Origin of the sequence: Wolbachia endosymbiont of Culex quinquefasciatus Pel (assembly GCF_000073005.1) — a bacterium.
Lineage (GTDB): Bacteria > Pseudomonadota > Alphaproteobacteria > Rickettsiales > Anaplasmataceae > Wolbachia.
Map to the genome: position 1 here is coordinate 1,470,011 of NC_010981.1, position 12,445 is coordinate 1,482,455.

The 12,445-nt window shown below is 32.7% G+C and carries 8 protein-coding genes; 2 read left to right on the forward strand and 6 right to left on the reverse strand.

Annotation, left to right across the window (positions count from 1 at the left end):
• Positions 1–242: 242 nt before the first annotated feature.
• A complete protein-coding gene (locus tag WP_RS06860) occupies positions 243–1,937 on the forward strand; it encodes an ankyrin repeat domain-containing protein (RefSeq protein WP_007302786.1) in 1,695 nt (564 codons plus the stop codon).
• A gap of 484 nt (positions 1,938–2,421) precedes the next feature.
• Here WP_RS06860 and ubiA read toward each other — a convergent pair whose 3' ends face one another.
• The 5 genes from ubiA to WP_RS06885 form a co-directional block, all read right to left on the reverse strand.
• Positions 2,422–3,309 (reverse strand): 4-hydroxybenzoate octaprenyltransferase, encoded by an 888-nt coding sequence (gene ubiA / locus WP_RS06865; protein ID WP_007302787.1) that lies wholly within the window; start codon positions 3,307–3,309, stop codon positions 2,422–2,424.
• Positions 3,310–3,312: 3 nt separating this feature from the next.
• Positions 3,313–3,663 (reverse strand): ribosome-binding factor A, encoded by a 351-nt coding sequence (locus WP_RS06870; protein WP_006015187.1) that lies wholly within the window; start codon positions 3,661–3,663, stop codon positions 3,313–3,315.
• A gap of 9 nt (positions 3,664–3,672) precedes the next feature.
• Positions 3,673–5,994, reverse strand: coding sequence for a translation initiation factor IF-2 (gene infB, locus WP_RS06875; RefSeq protein ID WP_007302788.1), 2,322 nt, complete (start codon positions 5,992–5,994; stop codon positions 3,673–3,675).
• 7 nt (positions 5,995–6,001) lie between these two features.
• Positions 6,002–7,555, reverse strand: a complete 1,554-nt coding sequence (gene nusA, locus WP_RS06880; RefSeq protein WP_007302789.1) for a transcription termination factor NusA — start codon at positions 7,553–7,555, stop codon at positions 6,002–6,004.
• An 87-nt stretch (positions 7,556–7,642) separates the two neighbouring features.
• Positions 7,643–10,717, reverse strand: a complete 3,075-nt coding sequence (locus WP_RS06885; RefSeq protein ID WP_179943645.1) for an efflux RND transporter permease subunit — start codon at positions 10,715–10,717, stop codon at positions 7,643–7,645.
• Between the two features lie 161 nt (positions 10,718–10,878).
• Here WP_RS06885 and WP_RS06890 point away from each other — a divergent pair, with 161 nt between their 5' ends.
• The gene (locus WP_RS06890; protein ID WP_007302791.1) at positions 10,879–11,529 is read left to right on the forward strand and encodes a hypothetical protein; all 651 of its coding nucleotides are present in this window, start codon (positions 10,879–10,881) and stop codon (positions 11,527–11,529) included.
• 3 nt (positions 11,530–11,532) lie between these two features.
• Here WP_RS06890 and WP_RS06895 read toward each other — a convergent pair whose 3' ends face one another.
• The gene (locus WP_RS06895) at positions 11,533–12,270 is read right to left on the reverse strand and encodes a type I glutamate--ammonia ligase (protein WP_007302792.1); all 738 of its coding nucleotides are present in this window, start codon (positions 12,268–12,270) and stop codon (positions 11,533–11,535) included.
• Positions 12,271–12,445 lie beyond the last annotated feature (175 nt).

Here is a 12,445-nt window from a genome sequence, read left to right on the forward strand (position 1 = left end):
ACTATTAAGTCAGTATTAATTCGTTAAGAACTTTCATTAAAGATTATCAAAAAAACTTCTAAATAGGGATTGACAAGTTTTAGAGATGGAGTATTTTATGGAAAGTATATTGAGCTATTAATTTTTTATGTATAATAAATATGATAGTGAAAATATTTTTCTTTATATTATGAGGTAGCTGTTTTATTCAGAAAAAGATTTTTTTCTTACTTTGAAATTGAGTTGTTTTTATGGAGGGTTAAATGATTAATGAATTATTTGCTACTGTACGTAGTGGAGATGCCAATCAAGTTGCGGATCTTATCAATAAAGGGGCTGATGTTAATGCCAGGGACAATAGAGGCAATACTCCTCTACATTTAGCTGTTCTTGCAGATAAATTACAGGTAGTAGAAAAGCTTATAGAGGGAGGGGCTGATGTTAATGCTAAGAATAATCATGGCGCTACTCCTCTGCACTGGGCTGCTCTTAATCAGAATGTCAATATAGTAGAAAAGCTTATAGAGAAAGGGGCTAATGTTAATGAGAAGAATAAATATGACAATGTCCCTCTGCACTATGCTGCAGGTTATGGTAGCTTAAGTGTAATAGAAAAGCTTATAGAGAAAGGGGCTGATATTAATGCTAAGTCCAGTAATGGCGATACTCCTTTGCACTTGGCTACTAAAAATAGTCATTTAGATGTATTAGAAAAGCTCATAAAGGAAGGAGCTAATGTTAATGAAAGAAACAAATATGGTAATATCCCTTTACACTGGGCTGCAGGTTATGGTAGCTTAAGTATAGTAGAAGAGCTTATAGAGAAAGGAGCTGATATTAATGCTAAGAACAATAATGGCAATACTCCTTTGCATTGGGCTGTTAAAAGCAGTCATTTAGAAGTAGCTAAATTTCTTATAAGTAATCATGCTGACGTTAACGCTAAAAATAAAGATGGTTGGACATCTTTGCACTTTGCAGCTGCTTATGGTAATTTAAATATAGTTAAGCTCATTCTTGATAAAAGTGATTATGTTGATGCTAGAGGAGCTTTAGCCATGGCAAATACGCTTAATGAAGAAAACAGCTTAGAAATACTAAACCTTCTAGAGGAAAGAATAAGGAAAAATGAAGAAACTACACAACATTTTATAAGACATAGGCGTCATCGATACTCACAAGAGGAAGGCAGTTCTCTATCAATAGGTGTCCATAATCGCCGTAGTATTGTAAAAGAAGATGAAAATTCATTGCAAAATGATAAAATAGGAGTTACAAGCGGAACAAGTAAGCCATCTTCATTTATCAATATTTTTGCTTACACTACGGTAGATACTATTAAAGGTATTTTTCAGTTTGTTTCTTCTCCTTTTAAGGCAGCTATAAGTATGGAACCTTCTAAAGCTATTACAGTTCAAGGTATTGATAACAACGGTGTACTTCTTTTATTAGATGTATTTATAAGGAAAATCACAGGTCAGAAGTATATTTCCACAGTAGTTCAGTCTATATCACCATTAGAAGCACAGGGCTATGCATTAAATATTATAGAGGAATTTGAGAAAGTAGTAGAACAAGCTGCATTAAAAAGTGGGATATCAATGCATCGGTTAAATATTGATTGTGTAGAAATGCAGAAAGAGGTTACTGCAAAAATCACGGGTGGTAAGTTTAATGAGATTTCAGGATTTTTAAACTCATATGTAGAGCAAGCATGCCACGATAGAGAAACAGGTAAGTTAAGTCCAAAGAAGTTTAACAAATTTATGGTTGTATTTAATAAGGAACTAGATTTAATAGTAAATCAATCAATAGAGCAGATATTACACAATAGAGATAGTACATTAGAAGTTGAAGAACAGCAAATAAACTTAGAGCCTCAAAGTTATTTAAGTAATACTTCTGTTCAAGGTCATTTAATTCAGGATAGAGGTTTAATAAATCAAGGTAAGGCTTAACCTTAGCTTTTTGATTTCATCTAGTAAAAGGTTGGTAATTTGATCTTATAACATCAATGGGCACACTAGCCTTTGTTTTGTATGCATTCAACCAATGTGTGACTATTACGCCACCTAAAAAAATAATCATACACTGTCTTCCATAGAGGAAAATCTTTTGCTCTACTGGCAAATACCTTTCATTATGTATTGTATAACATTAATAATTGTTCTTATTTTGTGCTTTCTTGGCCACACCTTGTGCAACTCTTGGCTCAAGAAATTTCCATTCTTTGTCACTTACATCACCTGGTATATATTTTTTACTGATCCTATCATATTATCTTCCTGATTTCCTTTCAAGATATGTTCTAAAAAGTAGAATCCGTTCAGCAGGGTGACAAAATAAGATAGAAAAGACAGCCATAGAAATAAATGGTGTCATCCCCTGTCATCCCAGTACTTGACACTGGAATGACACCATTTTTGCTTCGATATTTACACATTAGCCATGCATCTGAACGGATACAAAAGTAGAATTTAGAATTCTATCTAAAAGGATACCGAAAAAGAGCAGGAGTCCTATCTGGGAATTATTTTTAAATATGGACATGCATTGATTAGAATCGTCTGGATTGAAATTTTTGTGTTGGTGGTGAAATATGAATCCTATGGCAAGTAAAGCAATATAAAAGATGTTATTTAATGATGATAGTATACCAGCGTACAACCATGCCATTAAGGATATTAAATAAAATCTTTTCAACCAAGATTTTGTTGTATTGCCAAAATATAATGCAGTAGATTTCATTCCTAATTTCTCATCATCTTTTTTATCTTGATGAGCGTATATAGTATCATAACTAAGCGTCCAAAAGACGCATCCTATATAAAATAGCAAGGATTCTATGCTAATCTGGTTTGTTATTGCTGCTGAACCCATGAGTGATCCCATGTTGAAAGTAAACCCTAAAAACAATTGTGGCCACCAAACGTAACGCTTTAGCAAGGGGTAGATAACTATCATGCACATTGAAATTATTCCAAGTATAAGAGTAGTTTTATTGGTTAATAATAAGATTACCAGGGCAATAGACAGTAACAGTGAAAGTAAAGCCAAAGCCTGCTTTATGTTTAATGCACCACTTGCAAGTGGCCTATATTTTGTTCGTTCAACGTGCGCATCTATTTCTCTATCGAAGATATCATTGATTATGCACCCTGCGGGTCTCATTAAAAATGCACCTATAGTAAACAAAACAAGGAGAAAAAGAGCCTGATACGATAGAGAAGTTGAGGCTAAAAGAATGCCGCTTAAGCTAGAAAATAGCACAAGCCACAAACCTGTTAAACTGTGTATTCTCATTAATGAGAAATAATGGTTGAAATACATTAATTAAGTGTGATTATGTAATATTTTGCTTACATTGACAAAATTATCGAATGCTAAATCAGGCTTAAAAACTAACTCAGGTATAAATCGCAAATCAACATAACACAATATAGATTTACGTATTGACCATGCAGATTGGTTCATTTCATTAACAACAGTGCTGATATCATCATTATCATTTTGGATGTTTAATGAAGATAACACAATATATACATCTGCTTTCTTCAAATCTTTGCTTAGCTTTACATCAGATACTACTACTTTTTCATTAAGAACATTACCTTCCATTAAGACTTTTGATATTGCCCTATGTAATACCGATGCTACTTTTAGGTTTCTAATTTCCTTTTTCATATTCAACTACTATAACGTCCTTTCTTCTTGCACTAATTGATAAGCTTCCAAAATGTCTCCAACTTTAATATCGATATTACCCTCTAGCGATATTCCGCATTCAAAATTTACACCCACTTCTTTAACGTCATCTTTAAATCTACGTAGTGCTTTTAACTTTCCTTCATGCACCAATTTGCTGCCACGTACTACCTTAATTAGAGAATCTTTTTTTATAACTCCATCAGTGACATAACATCCGATGATATTACCGGCTTTGGATGAATTAAATATTTGCCTTACAGATGCAGAACCAACACGAACCTCTCGTGTAACAGGCTTTAACATTTTAGTTAGATACATCCTCATGTCTTCAATAAGCTCATATATTATATTGTAAGTATGTATTTCTATACCTTTTTGTTTTGCTAATTCTCTGATTTTTGAATCCACTTTTACATTAAAAGCTAAAATTACTGCGCTTGATGCTTCTGCAAGCAGCACATCTGAATCTGTTACTCCTCCTACTGCTTTGTGTAGAATATTTAATTTCACTTGATCTTTACCAAGCTTATCAATTGAGCTTGATATTGCTTCAATAGAACCAGTGACATCGCACTTTAAAACTACAGATAGTTCTTCTGTTTCACTATCATTACGACTGAATATATCTAAATTACTGTCGTCTAAATCTTCTTGCTTTTTCTTGATTAATTCTAACCTGTATTCAACAATTTCACGAGCCTGCCTTTCAGAGTTTACAACAACAAATTTATCTCCAGCATTTGGTACACCATTTAAACCAGTAACTTCAACTGGAGTAGAAGGTAGTGACGCTTTTTCTCTTTGACCAAGGTGATTAACCATACTGCGTACTTTGCTGTATGTTGTACCAACTATCAATATGTCACCAATCTTTAATGTTCCTTCTTCAACTATTAATGTAGCTGATATTCCTTTAGCTTTATCTATTTTGGACTCTATTACCCATCCAAGTGCTCGACAATCCTCTATTCCTTCTAGCGTCATTAATTCAGCAATTAATAAAATTGCCTCTTCTAGTTTATCTAAGTTGATTTTCTTTTTTGCTGATACTGGCACAATTATAACATCACCACCAAGTTCTTCGGGGATGAGGTCATACTGAGGCAAACTATTAATTATTCTTTCTACATCGCCAGGTTGTGATTTATCAATTTTATTAATGGCAACTATAATAGAGACATTTGCTGCTTTTGCATGGTTTATTGCTTCAACTGTTTGTTTCATGATTCCATCATCAGCTGCAACTACTATCACAACTATATTAGTAATATTGGCACCACGTGCACGCATTGCAGTAAATGCCTCATGCCCTGGTGTATCAATGAAAGTAATTTTTTGCTTATTTTTTGTCGTTAATTGATAAGCACCTATATGTTGAGTGATGCCACCTGACTCTCTTTCTGCAACATTGGATTCACGAAATGCATCAAGCAATGATGTTTTACCATGATCCACATGTCCCATAAAAGTAACGATAGGTGGTTTTGGTCTTTTAGGTAAGTTTTCTCTGTTGCTTATGAAGAGTAAATTCTTTTCTTTATCAGCATCACTTACTCGTTTAGCCGTATGACTAAATTTTTTTGCTATTTCGCATGCTATATCTGGATCTACTAGATCATCTACTCTATAGCTCTCCCCAACTTCTTCTTTGAGCATTTTTAGCACATTCTTGCTATCTTCTGCCATACGAATAGATAACTCCCTGATAGTTATTTTGTCTGGTATAATAACTTCTCTTGATATATTTTTACCCTTAGTAAACTTTGATTGTTTACTTCTTATACCAAATTTTTGCTTAAATACAGGGAGGTATTCATTTCTTTCATCTATTGCCTGTGTAATTACTAGCTTAGAATGCTTAGAGTATATATCTTTGCTAGCTTTAAAAGACTTTTTATCATTGTTCTCATATTCAATACTATCTTCTTTTTGTTCAACTGAGTTAGTATTACTTAAAACTTCCTTATTTATTTCTTTAGGTACAGAGTGTGATTCATTTTTATCTTCAACTTCTTGATTGCTTTCTTCTTTTTTTATTTTCTCTTCTTGTTCTCTCTGATTCCTTTCTTTCAGCAAAGTAGCATTCTGTACAGCATTAATGCGGGAAATTTGTTCTTTTTTAGTTAAAGAGCCTAATTTACTCTCGTCAAATAAACTATATTCTTCTGCAGAATGAATTTTTCTTCTTTTTTTTACTATTGTAGTACCAGTACTTTGACTATCTAAAGAGTTTAAATTAATGTCTAATTTAAGCTTGCTTAAGCCTTGTAGGGTTAATTTTTTATTACTGATATCTTCATTATTCATATTGTTTTTATATTAATCCAAGCTTTTTACGTGCTTCTATGATTATTAAATCTGCTGTATCTTTTAGATTGTCTTTATTATTAGTTGAGGAAGAGAGTATGCTACAAAACTCATAATTTGATAAATCTGCTATGTCCTCTAAAGTTTTAATATTATGTTTACTAAGAGCAATTTTATTATCTATTGATAAGGCTAAGTTGATTACATCGTCTTCCATACCTAAATTTTTTAGCTCTTCTATTTTTCTATCATTCTCTGCTTTCAGGTAATTATTTGCTCTATTATGAAGTTCATTTGCAATATCTTCATTGAAGCCCTCTATTGAAGCAAGTTCCTTAATTGAAGTGTTAGATATATCTTCTACACTTGAAAAACCTTCTGTTACCAATAATTGGCCCATAATCTCTTCTAAGTTTAAAGCTTCAGCAAATAAAACTGAACATTGACTAAATTCTTTATTTCTTCTTTCTGATTCTTGCTGAGTGCTTAATATCTCAATTTTCCATCCAACAAGCTCTGAAGCTAATCTTACATTCTGACCCTTTTTTCCTATAGCTAAACTCAATTGATCTTCAGCAACTATTAACTCTATACAATTTTCATTTTCGTCAATAATGACCTTTGATACTTCTGCAGGAGTAATGGCTTTAATAATAAATTGACCCAAATCTGATGAGTAATGTATGACGTCGATTTTTTCACCGTTTAATTCGTGTATAATAGTTTTTATTCTATCTCCTTTAACTCCAACGCAAGCACCTACTGGATCGATATTCCTATCAGATGAAAAAACAGCAATTTTAGATCTTGAACCAGCGTCTCTAGCTATACCTTTAATTGTTATCAATCCGTCAGCAATTTCTGGTACTTCTTGATTCAACAATGCTTCTAAAAAGCCTTCATGAGTCCTAGAAAGAATGATTTGACGTCCATCGTCAGAGCGCTTAACAGCCTGTATGTAAGCTTTAACCTTATCGCCTTCACGAAATGACTCACCACCAATTAAGTTTCGTAAAGGGAGGTATGCTCCAATTCCGTTTATGTCTATAATAAGATCTGAATATTCTACTTGTTTAACGATGCCATACCTCATTTCTCCTACCTTATCTTTAAATTCCTCATATTGCTTTTTTAACTCTTCATTTTTGATTATTTCAGAAATCTTTTGCTGGGCAATTCTTGCTGAAACAAGATCAGTGTTAAGAGAAATCAATTCACTAATAGTATCTCCAACTTTTGCATCTTCTTTTATTAACTTAGCTTGTGTCAACTTAATTAAGTCACACTCATTTTCATTTGATTCATCATTAATGACTTTTAGTTGTCTATATGAGGTAACTTTGCCTGTGTTTCTATCTATATTAACTACAATTTTACTTTTGCTACCATACTTTTGTTGAGCTACTGCTTCGATAGCACTTTTAAGTGCATTTATTATAATATTAAAATCCAAACCTTTTTGAAGTGAGAGCTCTCCCGCTGTTTTTATTACATCAAGGCTTCCAACTATGTTATTCTTGTTGCCTTTCTGATTAACACTGCTTTTACGATTAGCAATCATATAAATAAATCCAATTTAATTAGTTATAATTATAGCTTCAACAGGTAAAGAACGCTATCTTAAATGTTAAATGATTGCTAATTTAAGTCAAGTTTTTTCATGTCTTTGTATGATAAGCAATGCCGGAGTAAAGAATAAAGTTAAGACCGTTGCAGCCAATATTCCACTTGCTATGGTTGCTGAAATATCAACCCACCACTGGCTTGATGGAGCATCATATGTGATTTGTAGCGTAAAAAAACTGATATTTAACCTAGTAATCATCGGTATTAAACCAAGAACTGTAGTTGCAACGGTAAGTAGTATTGGCCTGATGCGAGAAATTGAAGCGTTTATTATACATTGCTTAATGTTATTTTTGCGCACCTTAATTTGCTGATGAAAGGCATCAAGCAATAGTATATTATTATTCACTATAATTCCTGCTAAAGCAATTATCCCCACTCCACACATGACAACTACAAAAACTTTCTGAATAAGAAAGAAAATGAAAAATACACATGTTGTTGATAAAAACACTGCTGTCATTACGATAAATGTATAGTATATGTTGTTAAACTGTGCCACTAGCACCAATATCATCAATGTAATTGCTAATATAAAAGCCTTTAATAAAAATGCTCCTGATTTTTGTTGATCTTCCTTATCACCTTTGAAATCAATCTTTACTCCTTTACTACAGTCTTGAGTAATCGAATTTTGAATGAACTTAACTCTTTCATCAACAAGATAGCCAGTATCAACGTCAGCAGAGATTGTTACTGTGCGTGATCCATCAATCCTACTTAGTTTATTTGCCTTTTTTTCGGGAACGTATTTCACTATGCTACTCATAGAATATGGTCCATTTGCTGTATTAATAAAAAGGTTATCTATAGTTTTCATGTTGCGATTCTTTCTGGGAAAGCGTAGTACAATATCAATTTCTTCATCTGTGTTATTTGGTCTATATTTTCCAATTAATACTCCATTTGTAACCATCTTTATAAAATCACCGATGGTTGCAACACTTACTCCAGAGCTTGTAGCCTTACTCTTATCAATACTCATATTCCACTCTATTTCAGGTGCTGATCTACTATCTTGAATATTTATAAATCCAGATGAAGGTTGGTCCATAATTTTTAGGATTTTCTCTGCTACTGAATTCAAGTTGGATGCACTTCCGCTTAAGTTAATTTGTATTGGCTTGTCAGCTGATGGTCCTGACTTTTGTTCCTGTACATCAATTATTACTCCTTTTATGTTTTGTACACTACTCCTTATATCATTTAGTATTTGCGTAGCTTTGCGCCTGCAGCGCCAATCTACAAGTTCCAATTGAATTTTGGCAATAACGTTGTCTGAAAATTTTCCTGATCGAGCATAAAAAACATAAATTTCCTTTTCAACACCCAAAATACGTTCTTCTACTTTCTTAAGTATCAAATCTCGTTCTTTGGCTGATAAGCTTTCTTTTACTTTAACGCTGATTAAAATGTTATCTGAATCTACATTCGGAAAGAACTTTAATCCAGGACCAAAAGTAAAATATAATATACTAGACAAAAATAAAACAAACACAACAACACATACAAATTTTTTGGGGTGATCTAAGACTTTCTCTAACATACGTACATAAGTTCTTATTATAAGCCCAGTATTTTTTACCTCACCACTTTCTATAGCACTCATTCTTATTATTTCTTTTTTTGAAGTTATTGAAGGTTTACCAAATATTGCACCAAGTGTTGGTATAAAAACCAAAGCCATAATTAGCGATCCAGTTAAAGTTAGAATTATTGTAATTGGTATGTACTGCATAAATTTACCGACTGTATCGGGCCAGAGTAACAGAGGGAAAAACACTGCTAATTTAGTCAATGTTGATGATAAAACTGGATAAAACATATCATGAACTGAGGTGCAAAAGGCTTCTACTTTATCCATGCCACAAATCATCTTTCTATCAGCATATTCGCTGATTACAATTGCATCATCAACCAGCATGCCAACTGCCATAATTAAACTGAAGAGCACAACTATATTTAGAGTAATACCCATGAGGTAAAGAGCCATTATTCCTATTAGAAAGGAGCCAGGTATTGATAGTGCAACAAGAATAGCAGCCCTTGTTCCCATAAAGAGCATTATTATGGTTAATATTAGTAATACGGCAAATATTATACCATTTTCCAAGTCGTCAAGCACATCACGTACATTTTTTGACTGGTCATTCAAATAAACTACTTTTAAATTTTCAGGTAATTGATCTTTTGCTTTGTCCATTAAGTATTTTACTTGATTTACCGTGTCTATTATGTTTTTTCCATTACGTTTTGAAATTTCTAGTACAATGCTAGGTAGTCCATTAATACGAGCAAATCCTTGGTGATCCTCAAACCCAAGGTATACTTTTGCTATATCTTTGATTCTCAAAACTGCATCACTTTGAGATCTAATAGGAATATTCATAATATCTTCTATGTCTTTTAATAACCCTGATATTTTAATCGAATATTTACCGGTATCATTTTCTAGTGATCCGGCTCCTACCAATCTGTTGTTGTTTGATATAGCTTGAAATATCTCATTTGATTGAATGTTATATTTTGTTAGAACTGTGGGCTCAATTATAACTTCCACTGTTTCTTTACGCATACCTGCTACTTCAACTTTAAGAACATTTGGCAGAGATTCTATTTCTTTCTTTAGTTTGCGTGCTATTTCAGTTAAAGTTCTTTCCGGCAAATTACCAATCAAGCCAACGTTTAGTATCGGAAATAAGCTCAAGTCTATTTCATTGATTATCGGAGATTCTGCTTCAATAGGTAATTTTGATTTTATGTTTAAAAGCTTTGAACGGACATTATCGAGCACTTCTTTATTATTATACTCTGTTCTAAATTCGATTATCATGTGAGCACCATCATTAGTTGCAAAAGCTCTCAATTCTTTTACACCTTCGATGGATCTTAGTTCATTTTCTATAGGAAGCACTAATAGCTTTTCACTATCCTCGACAGAAATACCAGGAAACCCGACAAATACACTAATTATAGGAATCTGTATATCAGGATTGCTTTCTCTTGGCATCTTTATATAAGTGTATGAGCCGAAGGTAAAAATCACGATAAGCAATAATATTACTGTTCTATTCCTCTCTACAAGTAAGCTTTTCATGCCAAACATTATACGTATTTATATCATATTATAGCTAAGATAAATTATATATTAATTAATCCTCATATAGCTTTATGTAAATGATTAAAATTTTTACAGTTTTGCAAGCGTAAGAAAATTTCTATATAATATGACTTTAGTATAGTATTTGAGGGATTATTGTGGTAGCAGTTTTAAGTGTGATAGAAGGCAAGAATAAAGCGATCGTATCTGGGTTGGTTGGTGTTTCATCAACTTTAGTATTTTTAACAATGATTCACATTGCTGCAAAGATAGCCATTATAGTTACTGCTGCTGCAGTTACTTACGCATTACTTTCATTGCTTAATAAAGCAAGACCTAAGTCTGTTAAAACTGATGATATGTCAGAAGATGAAGGGTATAGCAGTGTTGATGAAGGTGAAGAAAAAGATACCGTAAAAGAACCAAAAAGAACTGAAACTGAGCTAGAAGAAGAATTAAAAAATAAAAGAGCAGAAGAAGAAATGAAAAATGGACTACCTAAACATATGGATTTCAAAGGTAATTCACTTTCTAAAAGTGCTGATACTACAGATAGTCATTTCGTTTCTAGTGCTACAAATATTGTTATGGAACCTTTACCTAAACACATGGATGCACTTGGTAATCCACTTCCTGAGCAGCCACCGAGCAACCTTACCAATATAGGGCTTGGATCATCTAAAAGTACGCAGAAACTATCTGCTGCAGACTTGCTATTACAGTATGGGAATGTAAATAATGATGTGAGGAAAGTGCTAGAATGGCCAATTACCTCAAAGGAGTTTAATGGGTTAGGGTTTAACAGGTAGTTGCTATATCAAACTCTCCATCTTATATTGAGGATCAGATGCAATGCCATACACTCTATTTGGCGGAGCAATTTTGTTCTCTATACCAAAAACTATACCTTCAATTATTGCTGTGAGTACTTTTTCAAGGTTACAATCTGCTCCAGGAACACGGTGCTCTAGGCGGCATCTTTTGGAATCGTTGCCAAAATAGGGAATTCTTATCGCAGCAGTTCTGTTATTCACTCCCCAACTAATCGTAGTTGGAGTATGAATATCTGGGTACTGAAATCTTAAATATGAATCATCATTTGGAGCAAAAAACAACATATGTTTTTTCATCATTGCACATAATCCACCTATGCTGTGAATCAGGTGGTCACTATATTTTTGCTTATTGCCATAAAATAAGTTATTATTATTTGAATCCATGAGGCTAACATGTACATTTAGTGCGCTGCCTGCTCTATCCAAATAAGGTTTTGCTTTAAAAGAAACATTACCATCGAACTCTTGTGCTGTTCCAATCAGTAATTTTTTTACTAACTCAAAATGCATAATTAAATTATCAGGACTCGTATAACAATCACTTTTTATCTCGTATTGGTTTAAAGAACTCTCTTTCTCACAAAAAAATCCAAGAGAAGCTATTTTATTTTTGATGCTATTCAGAAATAAATATTCTTTTTTTATTCCCTCAGTGTAAAACTCCAGTTCAATACCGAATACAGTATTATGACTCAAATTACTTAATATAATCACAAATTTACTTCAATAAATTTATACTAAATCAGCTATATTTATACAAGTACTTTACTTATTTATCAGTAAATTTAATATCTTATTTATACATAATATATTACTATTTTTTAATAACATACTTCTAATCCTCGGTACAAGCGACATTTACAAATTGATTGTTTTTATTTCAAAAAAA